The organism is Streptomyces sp. NPDC049687 (genome assembly GCF_044465285.1).
In the GTDB taxonomy this organism is placed as follows: Bacteria; Actinomycetota; Actinomycetes; order Streptomycetales; family Streptomycetaceae; genus Streptomyces.
In genome coordinates this window covers 534,477-556,379 of the sequence record NZ_JBITLN010000004.1, presented here as the reverse complement: position 1 = coordinate 556,379, position 21,903 = coordinate 534,477, and the positions used below count along the sequence as shown (strand labels likewise).

Here is a 21,903-nt window from a genome sequence, read left to right as displayed (position 1 = left end):
CCGACCTAGGAAGTGAGGGGGGACAGGGTTGAGACGGCGAGGGAGTGCAGGGGGACCTCGAAGTGCACGATCTCCTGGCCGCCGGGGTCCTCGCGCTCGTCGTGCACGACCTCGCCGAGCGACCGCCAGAAGCCCTCGGCTCCTTCCACGGCCGGGTCGGTGTGCAGGTAGACGGAGCGGTAGACGCCGTCCGCGGCCGCGAAGGCGAGGAGTTCGGTGACCAGCCGCCGGGCGAGCCCGCGCCTGCGGTGCTCGGGGCGGACATAGACACGGCGCAACTGCGCGGTCGTCCCCGAGGGGAAGCGATCGGCGACGTGGCGCGGGTTGGGCGGGTGCGCGGGCCCACGCGAGTCCAGTGCGGCCGTGGCGACCACCTCGCCGTCGGCCGCGTCCAGCGCGACCAGCAGGAGGTGGCGGTCCGGGGCGAGATACGCGGCGGCCGGATCGATGATGTCGTGGTGCCAGCGCGGTACGTATCCGGTACCGAAGTCGCGGTAGACGGTGTCGAGCATGACGGCACGGGCACCGTCGAGGTCGTCGCGGCCGGCGGGCTTTATGCAGTATTCACGCATCTGCGCATCATATGCATTAAGGCCGGACGAGATGATCACCACCCGCCCCCGGCACCACTCGAGACGCCCCATTCCCCACACCTCCCCCCGACTTGACAGCGATCACGGCCGAGCCCTAAACCTAGCCACATGACATTCATTTTCAAAACAGGGGGTCGGTAGGTGCGCGTCGCGTTCGTCGGCAAGGGCGGCAGCGGCAAGACCACCCTGTCGGCGCTGTTCTCCCGTGAGCTGGCCCGGTCCGGGGCGCGGGTGCTCGCCGTCGACGGCGACATCAACCAGCACCTGGCCGAGGCGCTCGACCCCGGGGCCGGCCCGTTCGCCGCACCACCCCTGGCCGCGCATCTGGGCGGGATCAAGGACCTGTTGCGCGGTACCAACCCACGGATCGCCTCCCGCGAGGCGATGATCAAGACGACTCCTCCCGGCCGGGGCTCGCGCCTGCTGCGCCTGCTGGGCGAGGACGAGCTGCACGCACGCCACGTCCAACGGGTGGGCGGCGTTCCGCTGATGGTCACGGGCGAGTTCGACGAGAGCGACCTGGGCGTGGCCTGCTACCACTCCAAGCTCGGCGCCGTCGAGCTGTACCTCGGGCATCTGGTCGACGGCCCCGGCGAGTACGTCGTCGTCGACATGACCGCCGGCGCGGACGCCTTCGCCTCGGGCCTGTTCACCCGCTTCGACATGACGTTCCTGGTGGCCGAACCCACCCGCAAGGGCGTCTCCGTCTACCGCCAGTACCGCGACCACGCCCACGAGTTCGGCATCCCGCTCGCCGTGATCGGCAACAAGGTGACCGGCGAGGACGACCTGCTCTTCCTCAAGGAGCAGGTGGGTGACGACCTCCTCACCCACCTCGTGCACTCCACCTGGGTCCGGTCCTGCGAACGCGGTTCCCCCCAGGGCGAGTTGGAGGCGGCCAACCATCACACCCTCACCGTCCTGCGTGAGACGGTCGACGCCCGCACGAAGGACTGGCCGACGCTCCACCGGCACGCCGTCGAGTTCCACCTGCGCAACGCCCGCGCCTGGGCGGACGCGGCGACGGGCCAGGACCTGGCGGCCCAGGTGGACCCGGACTTCGTCCCCGGCCCGGCATCACTGACCTGACACCCACCCCCCTCTTCACGCTCTCCCCCAACACGAACAGGACACCCATGTCTCTCGACGTCTCCCCGAAGCTCCTCGCCGAGGCCGAAGCCGGTGACATCCGCGAGGCGGACTTCGTGGACACCGTCCGCACCTCCCTCCCGTACGCCTACGACCTCATCGGCTCCCTCGCCACCCGACTCCACTCCGGGACAGCGGAGTTCACCGACAACCAGACCCCGCCCCCGTCCGAGCAGGAGCGCGGCCAGCTACTGCGCGCCCTGGCCAGCGACGCCATCCGCGGCAGCCTGGAACGCCACTTCGACGTGACGCTCGCCTTCCAGAACTGCCACCGGGTCGCCGCCTTCCGGCCCGGGGCGCGGGACGGGGAGAGGTACGCCCGGTTCACTTCGACGCGGGCGCAGGTCCTGAACCAGTCTGCGGAGCTGCGGGACTGCTGACCCGCACTTCCGCGACGGTCCGTCTGCTCAGCGCCGGCCACGGCATCGAGCAGACGGGCCGGTTCCTCCAGCGGAAGATCCTCGACCACCTGGTGGACAAGGTCATCCCCGGCACCTCGGCCCGACCCCGGCACGGAACTGACGCACCACCACTTGACGTACGTGTTCGGACAGTTGAAGCATTCAGCGACGAGAGAGCGCTCTCAGAACAGCAGCCGTTCACTTCCTGAATCAGCCGTTCGCTCCCGGCCCGCCCATGCTTCGAGCCGCCCCACCGAGGAGAGCCGCCCATGCCCCAGACCCCCGCGCAGCCCCCTGCCCCGCGTCGCAGAGCCGTCCTCGCCGCCGCGGCGGCGGCCCCCGCCCTCACCGGACTCGGCGCCGCCCCCGCCTCCGCCACACCGCGCGCCCCGCGTCCCCGCCCGCTGCCGGGCGGCGGTGATCTCGGTCCGAACGTCCTCGTCCTCGACCCCTCGACCCCGGACATCCAGGCCCGCCTCGACGAGGTGTTCGCGCAGCAGGAGTCGTCCCAATTCGGCACCGGGCGCTACGCGTTGCTGTTCAAGCCCGGCACCTATCACGGCCTCAACGCCCAGCTCGGCTTCTACACCTCGATCGCGGGCCTCGGCCTCTCCCCCGACGACACCACCATCCACGGGGACGTGACGGTCGACGCGGGCTGGTTCGGCGGCAACGCCACGCAGAACTTCTGGCGCTCGGCGGAGAACCTCGCGCTCGTCCCGGCGAACGGCACCAACCGGTGGGCGGTCGCACAGGCCGCCCCGTTCCGCCGTATGCATGTCCACGGCGGCCTCAACCTGGCGCCCAGCGGCTACGGTTGGGCCAGTGGCGGATACATCGCCGACAGCCGGATCGAGGGCGAGATCGGGCCGTACTCGCAGCAGCAGTGGTACACCCGCGACAGTGCGATCGGCAGCTGGCTCAACGGCGTGTGGAACATGGTGTTCTCCGGCGTCGAGGGCGCCCCCGCGCAGAGCTTCCCCAGCCCGCCGTACACCACCCTCGACACCACGCCGGTATCCCGGGAGAAGCCCTTCCTCCACGTCGACGGCGGCGGCGCCTTCCGGGTGTTCCTGCCCGCCAAGAGGACGAACGCGCGCGGCGTCAGCTGGGGGAACGGCACACCGCGCGGCACTTCCCTGCCCCTGTCACGGTTCTACGTCGCCAAGCCGGGCGTCACGGCGGCGACGCTCAACCGGGCGCTCGCCCAGGGCCTGCACCTGCTGCTGACCCCCGGCATCTACCACCTCGACCAGCCGGTCCGGGTCAACCGCGCCAACGCCGTTGTCCTGGGCCTGGGTTACGCCACCCTCGTCCCGGACAACGGCGTCACCGCGCTCCAGGTCGCCGACGTCGGCGGCGTCCGGCTGGCGGGCTTCCTGGTGGACGCCGGACCGGTCAACTCCCGTACACTGCTGGAGATCGGACCTCGGGGCGCGTGCCGCGACCACTCCGCCAACCCCACCACCGTCCAGGACGTGTTCGTCCGGATCGGCGGGGCGGGCGCGGGCAAGGCCACCACCAGCATGGTCGTCAACAACCGGCACACGATCGTCGACCACACCTGGGTCTGGCGCGCCGACCACGGCGAGGGCGTCGGCTGGGAGACCAACCGGGCCGACTACGGCGTCGTCGTCAACGGCCACGACGTGCTGGCCACCGGCCTGTTCGTGGAGCACTTCAACAAGTACGACGTGCAGTGGTACGGCCTGCGCGGCCGCACGATCTTCTTCCAGAACGAGAAGGCGTACGACGCACCGAACCAGGCCGCCGTCCAGAACGGCCCGCTCAAGGGCTACGCCGCCTACAAGGTCGGCGACGACGTCACCACGCACGAGGCCTGGGGCCTGGGAAGCTACTGCTACTACAACGTCGACCCCACCATCGTGCAGCACCACGGGTTCGCCGCGCCGGACACCCCGGGCGTGAAGTTCCACGGCCTGCTGGTGATCTCCCTCGGCGGCAACGGCCAGTACGAGGCCGTCATCAACGACACCGGGGCGCCCACGTCGGGGACGTCCACGGTGCCGTCGACCGTGGTGTCGTACCCCTGACCGCCACATGCCGAAGGGCCGGGAACGGCAGAACCCCCGGGGGCTCCCTGGTCCGGAGTCCCCGAGGGCGGCGGAGCTACGGTGTCACCGCAGCCGTCGCCGGTGCCGGGGCGTACCCGGTGGGGCGGGCCGTGAAGGTGCCTCGGCCCTGGGTGCGACTGCGCAACCGGGTCGCGTAGCCGAACAGCTCCGCCAGCGGGACGGTGGCCGTGACCACCGCCGAGCCGCCGCGCACGGCCGAGTCGGAGACCCGGCCGCGCCGGGCCGCGAGATCGCCCAGGACTCCGCCGACGGCGTCCTCGGGCACGGTGACCGCGACCTCGACGACCGGCTCCAGCAGGACCATCGCGCAGGCCCGCAGCGCCTCCCGCAGCGCGAACCGGCCCGCCGTGCGGAAGGCCGTCTCCGAGGAGTCCTTCACATGGGTCGCCCCGTCGGTCAGGGTGACCCGCAGCCCCGTCACCGGATGCCCACCGAGGGGGCCCTCGGCGAGGGCGTCCCGGCAGCCGGCCTCGACGGCCCGCACGTACTCCTGCGGCACGCGCCCGCCGACGACGGCGGACCGGAAGTCGAACCCCTCCTCCAGCGCCTCCACGTCGAGCACCACCTGCGCGAACTGCCCGGCTCCGCCGTCCTGCTTGACGTGCCGGAAGACCACCCCGGACACCCCGCGGGCGACCGTCTCTCGGTATGTCACCCCGGGGCGGCCGACGTTGACGTCCAGGCCGAGGGTGCGGCGGATCTTCTCCACCGCGACCTCCAGATGCAGTTCGCCCATGCCCGACAGCACCGTCTGACCTGTCTCCGGATCCGTCCGCACGACCAGCGACGGATCCTCCTCCGCAAGCCGGGCGAGCGCCGAGGCCAGCCGGTCGGTGTCGGTGCTCCGCCCCGCCTCGACCGCCACCGACACGACCGGATCGGCGACCCCGGGCGGCTCGAGGACCAGCGGCGCCCCCGGCGCGCACAGGGTCGAGCCGGCCCGGGCCGCCTTGAGCCCGATCACGGCCACGATGTCCCCCGCGACCGCCCGGTCCAGCTGGGCGTGCCGGTCGGCCTGAACGCGCAGGATCCGGCCGATCCGCTCGACGCGACGGGTGCGTGACTCCCATACGGCGTCCCCCTTCTCGATCGTCCCCGAGTACACCCTCAGGTAGGTGAGCCGGCCGTTGGGGGTGGCGCTGACCTTGAACGCGAGGGCGGCGAACGGGGCGGCGGGGTCGGCGGGGCGTCGCTCGTCGACGGCATGCCGCATACCGTCGACGGCCGCGCGCATCCCGTCGACACCATCTCGCACACCGCATACAGCCGGCACATCCACCGGCGACGGCAGATAGTCGACCACGGCGTCGAGCAGCGGTTCGATTCCCCGGTTGCGGTACGCCGAGCCGCACAGCACGACCACGCCGTCGCCGGTGCGGGTGAGGTCCCGCAGGGCGGCGGTGAGGGTGCCGACGGAGAGCGTCTCGCGGTCGCAGAACTCCTCCAGCGCGGCCGGGTGCCGTTCCGCCACGGCTTCCTCCAGGAGTCTGCGCCGGCGCAGCGCTTCGTCCCGCAGGTCCTCCGGCACGTCGCCCTCGACGGCCGTGTCGCTGCCGTCGCCCCAGGTCAGTGACCGTAGGCGCAGCAGGTCCACGACGCCGGTGAAGGCGTCCTCCGCGCCGATGGGGAGCTGGACGACGAGGGGGACGGGGTGGAGGCGTTCACGTATGGACGCCACGGCGGTGTCGAGGTCGGCGCCCGCCCGGTCCAGCTTGTTGACGAACGCGATCCTCGGTACGCCGTGCCGGTCGGCCTGACGCCACACCGACTCGCTCTGCGGCTCCACTCCGGCGACGGCGTCGAACACCGCCACCGCCCCGTCGAGCACGCGCAGGGCACGCTCCACCTCGTCGGCGAAGTCGACGTGCCCCGGCGTGTCGATCAGATTGACGCGGTGGCCGTCCCAGTCGCAGCTGACGGCCGCGGCGAAGATGGTGATCCCACGGTCGCGCTCCTGGGGGTCGAAGTCGGTGACGGTCGTGCCGTCGTGGACCTCGCCGCGCTTGTGCGTGGTCCCGGTGGCATACAGGATCCGCTCGGTGACGGTGGTCTTTCCGGCGTCGACGTGGGCGAGGATGCCCAGGTTGCGTACGGCGGCGAGGTGACGGTCGAGGTTGTTGCGCACGGCCCTTGGCCTTTCGGGTGTATCCGGGGAACGGGCGGCGCGATGGGCGGCTGACGCAGATGTCCGCCGCGCCGTCCGCTCGGGGAGCGTGACGGCGCGTGGGAGTACTCCGGGTGTGCGTCAGCGCATCCGGTGCCGGCCGCGCAGCGGACACCGGACGGACGAGGACACGAGGATCACGTCGTAGCGGGCGCGGGGAGCGTCGACAGCGGTGTGGTCACGCATGGCCGGGCTCCCTTCGTTCGTCACGGTGGCGCACGCCTGTAGTGGGCGGTGCTGGATCTGCGGCGAGTGTAGGGGTGAACGGGCGGGCGCCGCAGGTGAATTTGTGGCGACCCGCGCCCTCTGCCTCGTCCACCCCCTCACCGTCGTGCAGTCAGGCCGAAGCCTCCTGCGCCGTGTAGTAGTGCCGCCGCACTCGGCGCAGCCAGGCCTCGGCGGCCGTCTCGTCGGGCTGATCGGGCAGGACGCTGCGGGTCTCGGCGAACTTCTCCTCGAAGTGGCGCAGCAGGGGCTGTGCCGCCTCGGGGTCGGCGGCGACCCGCTCGCCGAACCGGTGGTAGCTCTCCGGGTCCTCCACCCGGATGGTCAGGTGCCCGGTGGCGTACAGCTCGTAGCCCTGGGTGCACAGTCGCTTGAGGTGCCGGGCGTGCTTGGCGATCCGCCTGCCCGTGCCCCCGGCGGGTGTGCCGTCGCCGCGGTTTCGGAGCTTGCGGAACTGCTGGGTGGCGTAGCCGAGGTAGGCGTCACGGACGCGGCGGGCGCTCGGCAACGTCTCACGGATGCCGAGGAGTTCGTCGCCGAGCGGGGTGCGGACCTCGTACAACTCGTCCGGCAGCCAGACGAGTTCCATGACGGTCGGGTTGCCGCCGAGGGCGAGCCGGCACCATTTGGCGGCCTCGTGGAGGGTGAGGTCGGGGGCGGTGCTGACGTGCGACTCCTTCGGCGTGTGCAGGCCGTGCAGTTCTTCGGTGGGTGCCGCGAACAGGCCCAGGCGGTCCACGTCGGATCCTTCGTGCGCGAGTCCGTAGGCGGTCGAGCCGACGACGCCGGACAGGAGGATGTTGGTGACGGTCACTGGTGCCCCCGTGTGGTGTGCGCCCGGCGTGGTGACCCCGGGTGGTGGTGGCCCGTCACGGCGGTTCCGGATGCTCGGCGGCCCCACGACGGGACCGCCATGATGCCCCGGCGTCCTCCCCGCTCACCTCACATTTTCCGCGTCCCGCCGCATCCCTCCATTCACTCGAACGGATCAGTGCGCTGGTCGCGTGGCCGGTCAGGTGATGCCGTGGAGAGCCGGGGGCCTCTCCCCGTCCCGACCTCAGGAGGCATTCGTGACCACCCGTCGCCCGTCCCGGCCGCCCCACCCCTCCCGGCCGTCCGGCCCGACCCGCCCTTCCGGGCCGGGGCGCCCGGGCCGTCCGGTCCCTGCTCGGGCCGTCGCTTCCCGCCCTGTGCCCGGGCGGTCTCTTCGCCGTCGCGGTGGCCTTCTTCCCCCGGTCAGAACCATGTGACATATTACTGTGGTGACCAAGGGACCGAGCGGTGACGTGGTGGTCGTCGGCGCCGGCATGGTGGGCGCCGCCTGCGCGCTGTACGCGGCCCGCGCCGGGCTCGACGTCGTTCTGGTGGATCGCGGTCCCGTGGCGGGCGGCACGACCGGCGCGGGCGAGGGCAACCTCCTCGTCTCCGACAAGGAACCCGGCCCCGAACTCCAACTGGCCCTGCTGTCCTGTCGTCTGTGGACACGCCTCGCCGAAGAGCTGGGCGCCGCGGTGGAGTACGAGTCCAAGGGCGGGCTCGTCGTGGCGTCCACGCCCGAAGCGCTCACCGCCCTGACGGCACTGGCCACCGGACAGCGCGCCGCCGGAGTGGAGACGGTCGCCGTGGCTCCCGGGCAACTCCACGACCACGAGCCGTACTTGGCGCCGGGACTCGCGGGTGGCGTCCTCTATCCCCAGGACGCCCAGGTGATGCCGACCCTGGCCGCCGCCCATCTCGTACGGGCCTCCGGTGCGCGCCTGGAGACGGGCCGGACCGTGACAGGCGTGCTGCGCGGCGCCGACGGTGCCGTCCGCGGCGTGCGCACCGGCCAGGGCGACATCCTCGCGCCCGCCGTGGTCAACGCGGCCGGCACCTGGGGCGGTGAGATCGCCGCGCTCGCGGGGGCCCGCCTGCCGGTGCTCCCCCGCCGCGGCTTCGTCCTGGTCACCGAGCCGCTGCCGCGCCGGGTGCGGCACAAGGTGTACGCCGCCGACTACGTGGCCGACGTGGCGAGCGACTCCGCCGCCCTGCAGACCTCGCCGGTCGTCGAGGGCACCGCCGCCGGACCGGTGCTCATCGGCGCGAGCCGCGAACGCGTCGGCTTCGACCGCTCGTTCTCCCTGCCGGTCGTACGAGGGCTCGCCGCCGGGGCGATCCGGCTGTTCCCGTTCCTGGAACGCGTACGGGTGATGCGCACCTATCTCGGATTCCGCCCCTACATGCCCGACCATCTGCCCGCGATCGGCCCCGACCCGCGTGTGCCGGGCCTGTTCCACGCGTGCGGGCACGAGGGCGCCGGCATCGGGCTCGCGACCGGCACCGGCCATCTGATCGCGCGGGCGTTGACCGGCGAGAGCCCGGAGCTGGATGTGACGCCGTTCCGACCCGACCGCTTCGCCGCGTCCCCAGGAGGCCGCCCGTGAACCCGCTGCGCCTGGCGCGTGCCCGGCCCGGTACACCGTTCACCGTCACCTTCGACGGCCGGGAGATCGAGGCCCTGCCCGGGCAGACCGTCGCCGCCGCACTGTGGTCGGCGGGCGTCACCGCCTGGCGCACCACCCGCGGCGGAGGCAGACCGCGCGGGGTGTTCTGCGGGATGGGCGTCTGCTTCGACTGCCTGATCACCGTCGACGGCCGCCCCAACCAGCGGGCGTGCCTGGTCCCCGCCGTACCGGGCGCGGACATCCGTACGCAGGAGGGGACGGGTCACGATGACTGAGCGCGCCCCGGCCCTCGCCGTGATCGGGGCCGGCCCTGCCGGCCTCGCCGCCACCCTGGCGGCTGCCGCGCGCGGTGTCCGCGTGACGCTGATCGACTCCGCCGTGGAGCCGGGCGGGCAGTTCTACCGGCAGCCCGCGCGCGGCCTCGGCGCCCGGCGCCCGCAGGCGCTGCACCACCGGTGGCGCACCTGGGAGCGCCTGCGTACCGGCCTCGACGCCCACCTCGCCGCCGGACGTGTCACCCATCTGAATGACCGTCATGTGTGGTGCGTGGAAAGTGAGTCGACCGGCTTCACGGTCCACGCCCTGCTCGGCCCGCAGCAGCGGGAGTCCGTCGCGCTGCGCGCCGACGGGGTGCTGCTGGCCACCGGCGGATACGAGAAGGTCCTGCCGTTCCCCGGCTGGACCCTGCCCGGCGTGGTCACGGCCGGCGGCGCCCAGGCCCTGCTCAAGGGCGGACTCGTGCTGCCCGGACGCACGGCGGTCGTGGCCGGAACCGGCCCCCTGCTGCTGCCCGTCGCGACGGGCCTCGCCGCAGCGGGCGCCAAGGTGGTCGCCCTGATCGAATCGGCCGATCCGAAAGCCTTCGCGGGCCGGGCCCGGACCCTCGCCGCGGCCCCCGGCAAACTCGCCGAGGGGGCCGGATACGCCTCCAGGCTCCTGCGACACGGCATCCCCCTGCGGGCTCGTCATACGATCCTGGCGGCGCACGGCGCCGAGCGGCTGGAGTCGGTGACCGTCGCAGCGCTCGCCCCCGACGGCCGCCCGGTCCCCGGCACCGAACGCCGACTCGCCTGCGACACCCTCGCCGTGAGCCACGGCCTGCTGCCGCACACCGATCTCGCGGACGGGCTCGGCTGCCGCCTCGACGGGACCGCCGTGCGCGTGGACGACGAACAGCGCACCGACGTGCCCGGCGTCTGGGCGGCCGGCGAGACGACGGGGATCGGCGGCTCGGCCCTGTCCCTGGCCGAGGGACACATCGCGGGCCGGTCGGCGGCCGCCCGTCTCAGGGGCACCGCTCCCGAGCCGAGGGAGTGGGCACCCGCGGCCCGGACCCGTACCCGACTGCGCGCCTTCTTCACGGCACTCGACGGCGCATACGCGCCTCCGGCGCGCTGGGCGGAGCAGGTGACCGACGAGACGGTGGTGTGCCGCTGCGAGGAGGTCACCGCCGGGGCGGTCCGGGAGGCCGTCGGCTCGCTCGGCGCCGGCGACCTGCGCACCGTGAAGCTGCTGACCCGGGCCGGAATGGGCTGGTGCCAGGGCCGGATGTGCGAACCCGGGGTGGCGGGCGTGGCGGGCTGCGCACCGGTCCCCGCACGACGGCTGTTGGCCCGCCCGGTCCCCCTCGGCGTACTGGCCGCGTCACCGCCCCACCACGGCCCCAGTGCTATGTCACACCCCACTCCTTGCGACGACGAGCGCCGCAGGATCGCCGCACAGCCACCGACGGAAGAGAGGCCAACCCCATGACCACCTCACCGCACCGCCCCTGGCGAGGCGTCCTCGTCGCCACCGCGCTCCCGCTCGGCGACGACCTCCGCGTGGACTACGACCGGTACGCCGAGCACTGCGCCTGGCTGGTGGCGAACGGCTGCGACGGGGTCGTACCGAACGGCTCGCTCGGTGAGTACCAGGTCCTCACGCCCGAGGAACGCGCCCGGGTGGTGGAGACCGCGGTGGCCGCGATCGGCGGGGAGCGGGTGATGCCGGGGGTCGCGGCGTACGGGTCGGCGGAGTCGCGGCGCTGGGCGGAGCAGGCGCGCGAGGCGGGCTGCGGGGCGGTGATGCTGCTGCCGCCCAACGCCTACCGCGCCGACGAGCGCGCGGTGGTGGCGCACTACGCCGAGGTCGCCGAGGCGGGTCTGCCGGTGGTGGCGTACAACAACCCGATCGACACCAAGGTCGATCTCGTCCCCGAACTGCTGGCCCGGCTGCACGGCGAGGGGCTCATCCAGGGGGTCAAGGAGTTCTCGGGAGACGTCCGGCGCGCTTACCGCATCGCGGAACTCGCTCCGGAGCTCGACTTGCTGATCGGTGCCGACGATGTGCTGCTGGAGCTGGCGGTGGCGGGCGCAAAGGGCTGGGTGGCCGGGTATCCCAACGCGCTGCCGCGGGCCTCGGTGGAGCTGTACCGGGCCGCCGTGGCCGGGGACCTCACCGCCGCGCTCCCCCTGTACCGGCAGCTGCATCCGCTGCTGCGCTGGGACTCACGGGTCGAGTTCGTGCAGGCGATCAAACTGTCGATGGACGTGGTGGGCCGGCACGGCGGCCGGTGCCGTCCACCGCGCGTCCCGCTGCTGCCCGAGCAGGAGGCGGCCGTCCGCGCGGCCACCGAGAAGGCCGTCGCCGCGGGGCTCGCGTAACTCGACGAACACGAGGGGACCTCATGCGCAGCACACTCGTCCTGCACGCCGTCGACTCGCACACCGAGGGCATGCCCACCCGCGTGATCACCGGTGGGATCGGCACCATCCCCGGCGCGACGATGAACGAACGGCGACTGTACTTCCGCGAACACCGCGACGACATCAAGCAGTTGCTGATGAACGAGCCGCGCGGCCACTCCGCGATGAGCGGCGCGATCCTTCAGCCGGCCACCCGGCCGGACTGCGACTGGGGCGTCGTCTACATCGAGGTCTCCGGCTATCTGCCGATGTGCGGGCACGGCACGATCGGGGTGGCGACCGTGCTCGTCGAGACCGGCATGGTCGAGGTCGTCGAACCGGTCACCACCATCCGCCTGGACACCCCGGCCGGGCTCGTCGTGGCGGAGGTGACGGTGGAGGACGGCGCCGCCAGGGCCGTCACCCTGCGGAACGTGCCGTCCTTCTCGGTCGCCCTGGACCGCAAGGCCACCCTGGCCGACGGCCGGACGGTGACGTACGACCTCGCCTACGGCGGCAACTTCTACGCGATCCTGCCCCTGGAGGAGTTCGGGCTCCCCTTCGACCGCGGCCGCAAGGACGACATCCTGCGGGCCGGGCTGTCGCTGATGGAGGCGATCAACTCCGAGGAGGAACCGGTCCATCCGGAGGACCCGTCCATCCGCGGCTGCCACCACGTCCACCTGTACGCGCCCGGCGCCACCGCCCGCCACTCCCGGCACGCGATGGCCATCCATCCGGGCTGGTTCGACCGCTCGCCCTGCGGCACGGGAACCAGCGCGCGCATGGCGCAGCTGCACGCGCGGGGCGAACTCCCTTTGCACACCGAGTTCGTGAACGAGTCGTTCATCGGCACCCGTTTCACGGGCCGGCTGCTCGGCACGACGGAGGTCGCCGGCCGCCCGGCGGTGCTGCCCAGCTTCACGGGCCGCGCCTGGATCACCGGCACGGCCCAGTACCTGCTGGACCCGACGGACCCGTTCCCGGCCGGGTTCGTGCTGTGACGCCGGGGACTTCACCACCGTAGATACTGGTGGTACGTGACATGGCACCGCCCTTTCCGAGGAGAACCACCATGGCCGCCCCGCACCGGAGCAACAGCCCGCAGCCCGCAGCACCGTCGCTCCCCGTGCTCGGCGGCCGGCGCAGCAGTTACCGCGAGCGGGTCGCCGACGCCCTGCGGGCCGCGCTGATCGCGGGCGAACTGCGGCCCGGTGAGGTGTACTCGGCGCCGGCCCTGGCCGCCCGCTTCGGCGTCTCGGCGACACCGGTGCGCGAGGCGATGCTGGACCTGGCCAAGGAGGGCCTGGTGGACGCGGTCCCCAACAAGGGGTTCCGGGTCACCGAGGTCTCCGACCAGCAGCTCGACGAGTACACGCACATCCGCGCGCTCATCGAGATCCCCACGGTCGCGGCGCTGGCGACGACCGCCGACCCGGTGTCGCTGGAGGCGCTGCGGCCGGCCGCCCGGGAGATCGTCACCGCCGCGGTCGCGGGCGACCTCATCGCCTATGTCGAGGCAGACACCCGCTTCCACCTGGGCCTGCTCGCCCTGGCCGGCAACGCCCACCTCGTCGAGGTGGTCCGGGGCCTGCGTGGCCGGGCCCGCCTCTACGGCCTGACCGCCCTGGTCACCTCGGGCCGGCTGATGGCCTCCGCCGAGGAACACCTGGAACTCCTGGACGCCCTGCTGGCGCGCGACGAGCGGGCCGTACGCGAGGTGATGACCCGGCATCTGGGGCATGTGCGGGGGTTGTGGGCATCCGCCCGAGAATGACCGGCCGCGAGTGGGCCCCGACGCCGTCCTCGTACTCGCCCATTCCCTCCCCCGATACCCGTCCTGTCCCCGAAGCCCGCTGTGATCCTTGTCGCGGGCGGGCGAAGCGTGAGTGCTGCGCCGGACGGGCAATCATGTGCCGGTGCGAGAGGATGGTGTCCGACCTGTGGGGGAATCGGTGCGGTTGTGTCTGATCGGTGCGGGTCTGTCGGGGCTGGCGACGGCACACGCCCTGAAGACCGCCGGAGTGGACTTCGTCTGCCTGGAGCAGGCGAGCGACGTCGGCGGAATCTGGCGTCGGCCGCAGGCGGGCGAACGCGGCCCCGGCTATCTGTCGCTGCACCTCAACACCGCCAAGCAGCTGACGGGTTACTCGGACTACCCGATGCCCGCCTCCTACCCGCTCTACCCCCGTCACAGTCAGATGGCCGCCTATCTGCGCTCGTTCGCCGAGTGGGCCGGCGTACTGGACCGCGTCGAGCTGGGGACGACCGTGGAATCCGTACGGCAGGAGGCCGACGGTGGGTGGACGGTGGTCAGCCGGGACGCCGACGGCACGCTCTCGTCCCGTGGCTTCACGCAGGTGATCGTCGCTTCCGGGCACAACTCGGAGCCGTCGATGCCCGCTCTGCCGAGGGGTGCCGAAACGTTCACGGGAACGATTCGCCATTCTCTCGACTACCTCGACGGCAGCGAATACGCCGGACAGCGCGTCGTCGTCGTGGGGCTCGGCGCCTCGGCGGTGGACATAGCCGCGGATCTCTCCCGGCACGCCGAGGAGACGGTCCTCTCGGTGCGCCGGGGGCTGCACATCGTGCCCAAGCAGTTGTTCGGCATGGCCCTCGACGAGATCGCCGACGCGCCGTGGTGGATCGGCATGTCCCTGTCCGAGCAGCGCCGTTTCGTCGAGCAGGCACTGCTGGTCGCTCGTGGCAGGCTCGGCGACTACGGCCTGCCCGAGCCGGACCACCCGATCTTCGCCTCGGCCATCACCATCTCCGACGAGATCCTCAGCCGCATCCGGCATGGCGCGGTCACGCCGAGGCCCGCCATCGACTCGGTCGACGGCGACCGGGTCTCCTTCACCGACGGCACCTCGATGAGGGCCGACGCGATCGTGTACTGCACCGGCTACCAGATGGCCTTCCCGTTCCTGCAGCCCGGTTGCCCGGTCGGCCGGCAGGGCTCGGTCGAGTTGTTCAAGCGGGTCGTCGCTCCGGACCGTCCCGGTCTGTTCTTCGTCGGTCTGATCCGCCCCGTCGGTTCGATCACGCGGCTGGTGGAGGCCCAGGCACGGTGGATCGCGCGGCTCGTCACCGGTGCCGCGGTGCTGCCGGAGACGGAGGTCATGCGCAAGGAGATCGCCACGTACCTGAGCGGTGTCGCGGGTCAGTACGGGCAGCGGGAGGGCGCGTCGATCCAGGTCAACGTGGCCCCCTATCTGGAGGAGTTGCGCGAGGAGTGAGGCCGGAGAGCGGTCCGAGGCGATGTACTGCGGCCGGCCGAGCGGCCGTCCGGCCATGGACCGCGCCTGCCGCGACGGGACGAGGGCAAGAAGAGACCCGCCCCGGAGGACGGGTGTCTCGCCTTCATGCCTGTGCAGTCGGGGCCTTGGGGAAGAGCGCCCGCATTTGCCCCTCCTCCCCCCGGCGATGGGGGAACGGCGTCGATCAGGCGCCGGTTGGAAGGCTGCGAGGAGGCATCACTTCGTCAGCCAGTTGAGGAACTTGCTCCACACCCCTGCCTGTTCCTGGCGGCCCGCTCCGGCACTCTCGTGCACCGGGGCCGGGGTGGTGGTCTGCCGGCCCGGCCGGACCACCGGCTTGGCCGGGGTGAACCTCGCGGGAAGCGTGACAAGACCGCGGCTGAAGGGTCCCGGACGCCAGGTCAGACTGTCCTCGGGGACGCTGAGTTCCACGTCGGGCAGCCGGTTGAGAAGGTTCTCGATGGCCGACACGGCGATCTGCCGGGCGGGTTCCTTCGAGGGGCAGGCGTGCGGGCCGGCGCTCCAGGCGAGGTGCGCCCGGTTGCTGCCCGCCTGCCGGGCCGCCGACAGCGCGGGACCGGTGTTGGCGCCGGCGATGCTGACCAGCATCAGGTCACCGGCGGTGAGCTTCTGCCCGGCGAACTCCATGTCGGACACCGGATAGTGGGCGGCGAAGTTCGTCATGGGCGGGTTCTCCCACAGCGTGTCGTCCATCGCCTCCTCGATCAGCCCGCCCCCGTTGGCGTACCGGTCGTCGGTGAGCAGCCGGTGCAGGGTGTTGCCGATGAGGTTGACCAGGGGCTCGGCTCCCGCGCCCAGCAGCAGGGAGACCTGGTGGAGCATCTCCTCGTCGGTCAGGCCGGTGTGGTGCTTCAGCAGCCAGGAGGTGACGTCCTCTCCGGGCTTGCGCCGCTTGAGGGCGATCAGCTCGCCTACGGCCTGGAACAGCACCTCGCTGGCCTTGTCGGCGTTGACTCCGTCGAACATGCCGGAGATGCCGAAGAAGACACGGTCGCCGATGTCGGCGGTGCAGCCGAAGAGCTCGTTGAACACGAACAGCGGAAGCTGCTTGGCGTACGAGCCGATCAGGTCGGCGGAACCGCGTTCGCCGAACTGGGAGATGAGGAAGTCGGAGATCCGCTCGACGCTCTGGCTCAGCCGCATCGGATCGATGCGGGACATGCTGTCCGTGATGGACTGACGCAGCCTCAGGTGCTCGGCGCCGTCGGTGTACATGCAGTTGGGCCGGTGGGCGAGGACGGGCAGGACGGGGTTGTCGGGGGCGATGCGGCCCTCGTTGAAGTCCCGCCAGCGGCGTGCGTCCTTGCGGAAGGAGCCGGAGTCCTGCAGGAGTTGGAGGGCGGTGGCGTAGTCGGTGACGAGGGTGGCCTCGACTCCTGGGACGATCTCCACGGGCGCGGTGGGCCCGTAGTGCCGCAGATAGGTGTAGTAAGCCTGCGGGTCGGCCGCGTACTCCGGCCCGTACAGCGGCACTCTGCCGCCGGGCTGGTGCGCCGGGCACCCCGGAGGGGGCACGGGGGCGGTGGGTTGGGCGTCCATTTCTGCTCCTAGTGGGCACGGTCCTGCAGGTGGCGGACGAGGGTGATCAGCGCTTCCGCCGAGGACCTCTCGTCCCGTGCGTCGCAGGTGACGACGGGGGTGTCGTCGAGCAGGTCCAGTGCGTCGCGCAGGGCCATCTCGTCGCGCAGCGGCGAGCCGTCGAAGTGGTTGACGGCGATGGCGTAGTCGAGTCCGTACTGCTCGATGAGGTCGATCACGGCGAAGGAGTCCGCGAGTCGCTCGGGGTCGACGAGCACCAGCGCGCCGAGCGCGCCGCGCGCCATGTCCTCCCACATCTGTACGAAACGCTGCTGGCCCGGCGTTCCGAACAGGTACAGCACGACGCGGTCGCTGATGGTCAGACGGCCGAAGTCCATGGCGACCGTGGTGGTGGTCTTGCCCTGGACTCCCTTGAGGTCGTCGACCGACTCGGCGGCCCGCGTCATCGTCTCCTCGGTGGACAGCGGCTCGATCTCGGAGATCGCTCCGATGAACGTGGTCTTGCCCACCGCGAAGTGGCCGACGACGAGGATCTTGACCGCCGTCTGGGTCGCGCCCTCACGGACGTACGCCTTCTCATCCAAACTTGGCCCTGAGACCATTCAGCACCTCCTCCAGGATCTCCCTGTCGGCGAGCGGAGCCCGCTGCACGGGCGGGCGGGTGACGAGGTAGCCGCCCTCGGTGAGGGCGGCGAGGAGGATCTTCACCACACCGAGGGGCAGTTGGGTGTGTCCCGCGATCTCGGCGACCGAGAGGTAGCCTGCCGAGCACAGGTCGAGCAGGTTCTGTTCCTCCGGGGACAGCCGGGTGGGCCGCTGCTGCTGGTCGGCGGCGGCCGTGACCAGGGTGATGAGGGAGAGCTTGTCCTCGTCGGGCAGTCCGCGTCCCTTGGTGATGACGTACGGACGCACTAACTCCGGCGTCTGGGGTTCCAGTTCGTCGAAGCCGGTCATGACCGTACGCCGAGGTTCTCGCGCGGCGGGGTCGTGAGGGCCTTTCCGAGCTGGCCGACGAGTTGCTGCATCCGGAAGGTGATGTCCTGCATGTCGACGTCCGGCGAGGCCGAGACACCGAGGTAGGCGCCCTCGCCGGCGGAGATCAGGAAGACCCAGCCGCCGTCGAACTCGACCAGCGTCTGCCGCCAGCGCTGGTTGGCGTCCTCGCAGAAGAAGGCGAGCGAACGGCTGAGCGACTGCACCCCGCTCATCGCCGCGGCCACGCGGTCCGCGTCGTCCTTGCCGAAGTCCTGCGTCCGTGCCATCAGCAGGCCGTCGGCGGAGATCAGGACGGCATGCAGGGCCCCGGGAATCTCCAGGGCGCTGTCAAGCATCCAAGACAGATCGTCGTTCACGAGAACTCATGCCCTTCGCTGCTCGCACCACGGGTGCTGCTCGACTGTTCCGCGGGGTCCGACTGCGTGGCCCGGCCCGATCGGGTGCCTCGCTGGAAGGCACCCATGATCGCCGCCGTCTCGGCGCCCGAGCGGGCGGGACCGGAGGCGTTGGCACTGCCGGGCACGATGGCCATCGGCCGCTTGCGGCGCCGCTTCGGCAGACCGTCGGCGGTGGTGGTCATGCCCAATGGGGCCTCGGGGCCGCTGGAGGCCGGGGCGGTCGTCACGGGGGGTGCGACCGGCGTCGGCTCCTTCTGTTCGGGCGCGCTGGTGAGCAGGTCGTGCGGCAGGAGGAGGACCGCGCGGACACCGCCGTAGGGGGAGGTGGAGTCCACGGACACCTCGAAGCCGAAGCGCTCGCTGAGCACGCCGATCACGGCGAAGCCGAACTGCGGCGGGTTGCCGAGCGAGGAGACACCGGAGACGCGCTCGCTGGTCAGGAGTTTCTCGGCGCGGGCCCGTTCCTCGTCGTTCATTCCGACACCGGCATCGTCGACGACGATGCAGATACCCTTGGGCACCGTGCGGATGTTGATTTCCACGACGGTGTCCGGGCTGGAATAGCTGGTGGCGTTGTCGAGGAGTTCGGCGAGGGCCAGTGCGACCGGTTCGACGGCGCGGCTGGTGATACCGAAGTCGACCTGAGACAGAATTTCCACCCGCCGGTAATGGCGGACCCTGCCCTGGGCGCTGCGGACGACGTCGTATACCGACGCCACATCGCGCTGACGTCCGAGCCAGCCGTCGCAGAGTACCGCGATGGACTGGGCGCGGCGACCGAACTGCGAGTTCGTGTGGTCGATCTCCAACAGGTCTTGTAGGATGACCGACTCACCGTATTTGTTCTGCAGTCGGGAGACGATCAACTGCTGTTCCGCGGCAAGGCCCTGGAGAGTCCGCATGGCGGACTTCAGGACCGTTTTCGTTGCCTCGTCGGCTCTTTCCTGAGCTGCCTCGACGGATTTCGCGTACCCGTTCTCGAGCTCGGCGTGACGAGCCCGGAGATCTGCGAACTCCTGCCTTAACGTCCTTGCTGCCCTGCGCTGGCGAACGATGAGGGCGACGGTGACGATGAGGGCGACGAGGAGAGCCCAGAGTACCGGGTTCTGTATGTAATCAGTCATAAGACTCTCTTCAGGCGGCCTCGACTGACGGCCAGTTGCTGAATTCCCGTCAATTGCGGGTGGACCGGCGGACCGCCCACACCGGGGTTGCCGCCCGGACTGTCCCCGTAGTCGGAGATGTCGTCTTGCACCCATCCGCCCGCTCTACAAGCGAGCGTGATCGTATCACCACAAGAGGGCGGCACAGACCGTCAATATGGGGATCCTGCTGAACCTTGACGGCTCGTCAGCCGTACCGGAGAACGCCTCCGCAACAGCGCGTCCGCAGGGTGCGACAGAACAAGTGATAAACGATCTTCCGCGACATTCCGGTGAGGGGCAAACATTCAGCCCCGCGCCAGGAACAAGAGAACCCGCGCCCGGCGAGGCCGGGTGCGGGCATCAACCACTCACGGAGCGGACGCCCGCTCGATACGGAGGGTGAGAGTGTCCGAGGGGGGACTTGAACCCCCACGCCCGATAAAGGGCACTAGCACCTCAAGCTAGCGCGTCTGCCATTCCGCCACCCGGACAAGGTGTCTGCCGCCGGACGGGGGTGTTCCCCGCGGCGACATGGACAACAATACCAAGGTTTCGGAGTGCGTTTCACCTGCGTATCCGCCCGGCGGGGAGGTGGCGGCCCGGCGGGCCCGCTCGGCCATCCGAAGGAGGCCGTCAGGACCGTATGCCGCCCTTGATGTGGGTGTCCGTCGTGATGACGGCCGGCGCGTCGATCTTCGGGATCCCCTTCCAGGTCGACTACGCCAAGGACGCCGGCTTCGGCTCGCCGGTGGCGGCCTCCTGGATGGGTGTCATGGCGGTCGTCAACGGCATCGGCCGGCTACGACGGCGTCCACGCGCCGGCGGGCGGCGTGTCCATGGTGGCGGCCGGCATCGCGCTGCTGCTGCGGCAGCCGGGTGCCCCGGGGGGGCCCGTCCGGCCGCCGGGGGGTGCGCACCGCCGGCGCGTCCGCCCAGGGGGCCGCAGGGCCCCGAACCCGTGGGCCGAAGCCCCCAGGTCACTTGACGCGGGCGTGATACGAGCGCCGGGTGTGCTCGGTGTGCTCGCGCATGAGGGTGGTGGCGAGCTGCTCGTCGCGGTTGAGAATGGCGGTGATCAGATCACGGTGCTCGATCCAGGACTGCTCGCCGCGCTGCCGGGCGACCGGCGTGTAGTACCAGCGCACCCGCCGGTCGACCTGGGCCGCCAGTTCGGCGAGGACCGCGTTGCCCGCCAACTCCATGATCTTGGCGTGGAAGCGGGCGTTCAGGGCGACGGCCGCGTCCACGTCGTCGTCGGCGACGGCCTGCAGGCCCAGGCCCAGGATCTCGTCCAGGGCGTCGATGTCGGCGGTGTTCGCGCGGGCGGCGGCGAGCCGGGCCGCCTCCGCCTCCAACAACGCACGGACCGTGAGGAGTTGGTCGGCCTCCTCCTCGGTCGGCTCGTGCACGAACGCGCCCTGGGCGGGCCTGAGGTCCACCCAGCCCTCGGTGTTGAGCCTCTGCAGCGCCTCGCGCACGGGCTGGCGTGAGACACCGAGATGGCTTGCCAGCTCGCTCTCGACGAGGTGCTGCCCGGGCTGGAGAGCGCGGGTGGCGATGAGTTCGAGCAGCGCCTCGTAGACGCGGTCGCGCAGCGGGCCTGGCCGTTCGAGCTTGGGTACCGCGCCCTGCGGCAGTCCTGTCGACAACATCGGTCGGTTCCCCTCCTGGGCAGCGCCGGGCGACTGCAGCCGGAAAGCCACGTATGCGAAAAGCAAGGGGGTCGGCTGTCCGCTGTGTACTGCGTACTGTCTACAGCCAGTATCGATTGCCTTTCGTCTACAGTCTACGGCGCACGGTTGCCCGCCCCGGCGCAGTCGGACGCGTCACACAACCCCCGGGCAGACCCCTCACGGGCACCGTACGACCTGCCCGGCGTACGACAGGTTGCCGCCGAAGCCGAAGAGCAGCACCGGGTCCCCGGTGGAGATGGCGCCCTGCTCGACGAGCTTGGAGAAGGCGAGCGGGATGCTGGCGGCGGAGGTGTTGCCCGAAGCGGTGACATCGCGGGCGACCACCGCGTTGACGGCACCGATCTTCTGCGCGAGGGGCTCGATGATCCGCAGGTTCGCCTGGTGGAGGACCACGGCGGCCAGGTCCTCGGGGGCGAGTCCGGCCCGCTCGCAGGCCTGCCGGGCGAGCGGCGGCAGCTGGGTGGTGGCCCACCGGTAGACGCTCTGCCCCTCCTGCGCGAACCGGGCCGGCTGCCCCTCGATGCGTACCGCGTGCCCCATCTCGGGCACCGACCCCCACAGCACGGGCGCGATGCCGGGCTCGGTGCCGTCGGGACAGGCCTCGACGACCGCGGCGCCCGCCCCGTCGCCGACGAGCACGCACGTGGTGCGGTCGGACCAGTCCGTCACCTCGGACATCTTGTCCGCGCCGATGACCAGCGCGCGGGTCGCGGCGCCCGCGCGGACGGTGTGGTCGGCGGTGGCCAGGGCGTGGGTGAAGCCGGCGCACACCACGTTCACGTCCATCGCGGCCGGGCGCGGGATGCCGAGGCGGGCGGCGACCCGGGCGGCCATGTTGGGCGAACGGTCGACGGCGGTCGAGGTGGCGACCAGCACCAGGTCGATCTCGGAGGGCACGAGGCCGGCCGCCGCGAGCGCCTTGGCGGCGGCGTGCGCGGCCAGCTCGTCCACGGGCTCGTCGGGGCCGGCGATGTGGCGGGTGTGGATGCCCACCCGGCTCCTGATCCACTCGTCACTGGTGTCGACCATGCCCGCCAGGTCCTCGTTGGTGAGCACCTTGGCGGGCTGGTAGTGGCCGACGGCGGCGATGCGCGAGCCGTTCATGGGGG

At 71.4% G+C, this 21,903-nt stretch carries 20 protein-coding genes, 1 tRNA gene and 1 pseudogene; 11 read left to right on the top strand and 11 right to left on the bottom strand.

Features of this window, described 5'->3' with window-relative positions:
* Window positions 1-5 precede the first annotated feature (5 nt).
* On the bottom strand, window positions 6-572 hold the full coding sequence (locus tag ACIBVL_RS16685; RefSeq protein WP_399097864.1) for a GNAT family N-acetyltransferase: 567 nt from the start codon (window positions 570-572) through the stop codon (window positions 6-8).
* A gap of 162 nt (window positions 573-734) precedes the next feature.
* Here ACIBVL_RS16685 and ACIBVL_RS16680 point away from each other — a divergent pair, with 162 nt between their 5' ends.
* The 3 genes from ACIBVL_RS16680 (at window position 735) to ACIBVL_RS16670 (ending at window position 4,197) form a co-directional block, all read left to right on the top strand.
* Complete coding sequence (locus tag ACIBVL_RS16680) at window positions 735-1,682, top strand: AAA family ATPase (RefSeq protein WP_399097863.1); 948 nt, start codon at window positions 735-737, stop codon at window positions 1,680-1,682.
* A gap of 47 nt (window positions 1,683-1,729) precedes the next feature.
* The gene (locus ACIBVL_RS16675; protein ID WP_399097862.1) at window positions 1,730-2,122 is read left to right on the top strand and encodes an SCO5389 family protein; all 393 of its coding nucleotides are present in this window, start codon (window positions 1,730-1,732) and stop codon (window positions 2,120-2,122) included.
* A gap of 290 nt (window positions 2,123-2,412) precedes the next feature.
* Complete coding sequence (locus ACIBVL_RS16670) at window positions 2,413-4,197, top strand: coagulation factor 5/8 type domain-containing protein (RefSeq protein ID WP_399097861.1); 1,785 nt, start codon at window positions 2,413-2,415, stop codon at window positions 4,195-4,197.
* A 76-nt stretch (window positions 4,198-4,273) separates the two neighbouring features.
* Here the strand turns inward: ACIBVL_RS16670 and fusA are convergent, their stop codons facing one another.
* Both fusA and ACIBVL_RS16660 read right to left on the bottom strand, forming a co-directional pair.
* Window positions 4,274-6,364 carry an elongation factor G gene (fusA, locus tag ACIBVL_RS16665; protein WP_399097860.1) on the bottom strand — a complete coding sequence of 697 codons (2,091 nt, stop codon included), beginning with the start codon at window positions 6,362-6,364 and terminating at the stop codon, window positions 4,274-4,276.
* 376 nt (window positions 6,365-6,740) lie between these two features.
* On the bottom strand, window positions 6,741-7,442 hold the full coding sequence (locus ACIBVL_RS16660; protein ID WP_399097859.1) for a DNA polymerase beta superfamily protein: 702 nt from the start codon (window positions 7,440-7,442) through the stop codon (window positions 6,741-6,743).
* 448 nt (window positions 7,443-7,890) lie between these two features.
* On the opposite strand from ACIBVL_RS16660, the gene ACIBVL_RS16655 reads away from it, so the two are divergent.
* The 7 genes from ACIBVL_RS16655 (at window position 7,891) to ACIBVL_RS16625 (ending at window position 14,980) form a co-directional block, all read left to right on the top strand.
* Window positions 7,891-9,051: an NAD(P)/FAD-dependent oxidoreductase gene (locus ACIBVL_RS16655; RefSeq protein WP_399097858.1), complete on the top strand. Its 1,161-nt coding sequence runs from the start codon at window positions 7,891-7,893 to the stop codon at window positions 9,049-9,051.
* Window positions 9,048-9,347, top strand: coding sequence for a (2Fe-2S)-binding protein (locus ACIBVL_RS16650; RefSeq protein ID WP_399097857.1), 300 nt, complete (start codon window positions 9,048-9,050; stop codon window positions 9,345-9,347). Before ACIBVL_RS16655 ends, ACIBVL_RS16650 begins: the two co-directional genes overlap by 4 nt.
* Window positions 9,340-10,824 carry an FAD-dependent oxidoreductase gene (locus ACIBVL_RS16645; RefSeq protein WP_399097856.1) on the top strand — a complete coding sequence of 495 codons (1,485 nt, stop codon included), beginning with the start codon at window positions 9,340-9,342 and terminating at the stop codon, window positions 10,822-10,824. The genes ACIBVL_RS16650 and ACIBVL_RS16645 overlap by 8 nt, the downstream gene beginning before the upstream one ends.
* Window positions 10,821-11,717: a dihydrodipicolinate synthase family protein gene (locus tag ACIBVL_RS16640; RefSeq protein ID WP_399097855.1), complete on the top strand. Its 897-nt coding sequence runs from the start codon at window positions 10,821-10,823 to the stop codon at window positions 11,715-11,717. The genes ACIBVL_RS16645 and ACIBVL_RS16640 overlap by 4 nt, the downstream gene beginning before the upstream one ends.
* Window positions 11,718-11,740: 23 nt before the next feature.
* Window positions 11,741-12,742, top strand: coding sequence for a proline racemase family protein (locus tag ACIBVL_RS16635; RefSeq protein ID WP_399097854.1), 1,002 nt, complete (start codon window positions 11,741-11,743; stop codon window positions 12,740-12,742).
* A 71-nt stretch (window positions 12,743-12,813) separates the two neighbouring features.
* The gene (locus tag ACIBVL_RS16630) at window positions 12,814-13,515 is read left to right on the top strand and encodes a GntR family transcriptional regulator (RefSeq protein WP_399097853.1); all 702 of its coding nucleotides are present in this window, start codon (window positions 12,814-12,816) and stop codon (window positions 13,513-13,515) included.
* 178 nt (window positions 13,516-13,693) lie between these two features.
* Window positions 13,694-14,980, top strand: a complete 1,287-nt coding sequence (locus ACIBVL_RS16625; protein WP_399097939.1) for a flavin-containing monooxygenase — start codon at window positions 13,694-13,696, stop codon at window positions 14,978-14,980.
* Window positions 14,981-15,217: 237 nt separating this feature from the next.
* Here ACIBVL_RS16625 and ACIBVL_RS16620 read toward each other — a convergent pair whose 3' ends face one another.
* The 6 genes from ACIBVL_RS16620 to ACIBVL_RS16595 all read right to left on the bottom strand — a co-directional run bounded on the left by ACIBVL_RS16620 (window position 15,218) and on the right by ACIBVL_RS16595 (window position 19,591).
* Window positions 15,218-16,561 carry a cytochrome P450 gene (locus ACIBVL_RS16620; protein WP_399097852.1) on the bottom strand — a complete coding sequence of 448 codons (1,344 nt, stop codon included), beginning with the start codon at window positions 16,559-16,561 and terminating at the stop codon, window positions 15,218-15,220.
* 8 nt (window positions 16,562-16,569) lie between these two features.
* Window positions 16,570-17,163, bottom strand: a complete 594-nt coding sequence (locus tag ACIBVL_RS16615) for a GTP-binding protein (RefSeq protein ID WP_399097851.1) — start codon at window positions 17,161-17,163, stop codon at window positions 16,570-16,572.
* The gene (locus ACIBVL_RS16610; RefSeq protein WP_399097850.1) at window positions 17,138-17,515 is read right to left on the bottom strand and encodes a DUF742 domain-containing protein; all 378 of its coding nucleotides are present in this window, start codon (window positions 17,513-17,515) and stop codon (window positions 17,138-17,140) included. The genes ACIBVL_RS16615 and ACIBVL_RS16610 overlap by 26 nt, the downstream gene beginning before the upstream one ends.
* Window positions 17,512-17,913: a roadblock/LC7 domain-containing protein gene (locus tag ACIBVL_RS16605; RefSeq protein WP_399097849.1), complete on the bottom strand. Its 402-nt coding sequence runs from the start codon at window positions 17,911-17,913 to the stop codon at window positions 17,512-17,514. Before ACIBVL_RS16605 ends, ACIBVL_RS16610 begins: the two co-directional genes overlap by 4 nt.
* The gene (locus ACIBVL_RS16600; protein WP_399097848.1) at window positions 17,910-19,079 is read right to left on the bottom strand and encodes an ATP-binding protein; all 1,170 of its coding nucleotides are present in this window, start codon (window positions 19,077-19,079) and stop codon (window positions 17,910-17,912) included. Before ACIBVL_RS16600 ends, ACIBVL_RS16605 begins: the two co-directional genes overlap by 4 nt.
* A 427-nt stretch (window positions 19,080-19,506) precedes the next feature.
* A tRNA-Leu gene (locus ACIBVL_RS16595) sits at window positions 19,507-19,591 on the bottom strand.
* A gap of 129 nt (window positions 19,592-19,720) precedes the next feature.
* Here ACIBVL_RS16595 and ACIBVL_RS16590 point away from each other — a divergent pair.
* Window positions 19,721-19,899, top strand: a pseudogene (locus tag ACIBVL_RS16590) (MFS transporter); the annotation flags it as partial.
* A gap of 178 nt (window positions 19,900-20,077) precedes the next feature.
* Here the strand turns inward: ACIBVL_RS16590 and ACIBVL_RS16585 are convergent.
* On the bottom strand, window positions 20,078-20,752 hold the full coding sequence (locus ACIBVL_RS16585; protein ID WP_399097847.1) for a GntR family transcriptional regulator: 675 nt from the start codon (window positions 20,750-20,752) through the stop codon (window positions 20,078-20,080).
* 198 nt (window positions 20,753-20,950) lie between these two features.
* Window positions 20,951-21,898 carry a beta-ketoacyl-ACP synthase III gene (locus ACIBVL_RS16580; RefSeq protein ID WP_399097846.1) on the bottom strand — a complete coding sequence of 316 codons (948 nt, stop codon included), beginning with the start codon at window positions 21,896-21,898 and terminating at the stop codon, window positions 20,951-20,953.
* Between the last annotated feature and the right edge of the window lie 5 nt (window positions 21,899-21,903).

Excerpts from the sequence above, each read along its gene's own strand:
- ACIBVL_RS16685 (WP_399097864.1), bottom strand. The coding sequence starts at position 572 with ATGCGTGAATACTGCATAAAGCCCGCCGGCCGCGACGACCTCGACGGT.
- ACIBVL_RS16675 (WP_399097862.1), top strand. The coding sequence starts at position 1,730 with ATGTCTCTCGACGTCTCCCCGAAGCTCCTCGCCGAGGCCGAAGCCGGT.
- ACIBVL_RS16670 (WP_399097861.1), top strand. The coding sequence starts at position 2,413 with ATGCCCCAGACCCCCGCGCAGCCCCCTGCCCCGCGTCGCAGAGCCGTC.
- ACIBVL_RS16645 (WP_399097856.1), top strand. The coding sequence starts at position 9,340 with ATGACTGAGCGCGCCCCGGCCCTCGCCGTGATCGGGGCCGGCCCTGCC.
- ACIBVL_RS16640 (WP_399097855.1), top strand. The coding sequence starts at position 10,821 with ATGACCACCTCACCGCACCGCCCCTGGCGAGGCGTCCTCGTCGCCACC.
- ACIBVL_RS16635 (WP_399097854.1), top strand. The coding sequence starts at position 11,741 with ATGCGCAGCACACTCGTCCTGCACGCCGTCGACTCGCACACCGAGGGC.
- ACIBVL_RS16630 (WP_399097853.1), top strand. The coding sequence starts at position 12,814 with ATGGCCGCCCCGCACCGGAGCAACAGCCCGCAGCCCGCAGCACCGTCG.
- ACIBVL_RS16620 (WP_399097852.1), bottom strand. The coding sequence starts at position 16,561 with ATGGACGCCCAACCCACCGCCCCCGTGCCCCCTCCGGGGTGCCCGGCG.
- ACIBVL_RS16615 (WP_399097851.1), bottom strand. The coding sequence starts at position 17,163 with ATGGTCTCAGGGCCAAGTTTGGATGAGAAGGCGTACGTCCGTGAGGGC.
- ACIBVL_RS16610 (WP_399097850.1), bottom strand. The coding sequence starts at position 17,515 with ATGACCGGCTTCGACGAACTGGAACCCCAGACGCCGGAGTTAGTGCGT.
- ACIBVL_RS16600 (WP_399097848.1), bottom strand. The coding sequence starts at position 19,079 with ATGACTGATTACATACAGAACCCGGTACTCTGGGCTCTCCTCGTCGCC.
- ACIBVL_RS16585 (WP_399097847.1), bottom strand. The coding sequence starts at position 20,752 with ATGTTGTCGACAGGACTGCCGCAGGGCGCGGTACCCAAGCTCGAACGG.
- ACIBVL_RS16580 (WP_399097846.1), bottom strand. The coding sequence starts at position 21,898 with ATGAACGGCTCGCGCATCGCCGCCGTCGGCCACTACCAGCCCGCCAAG.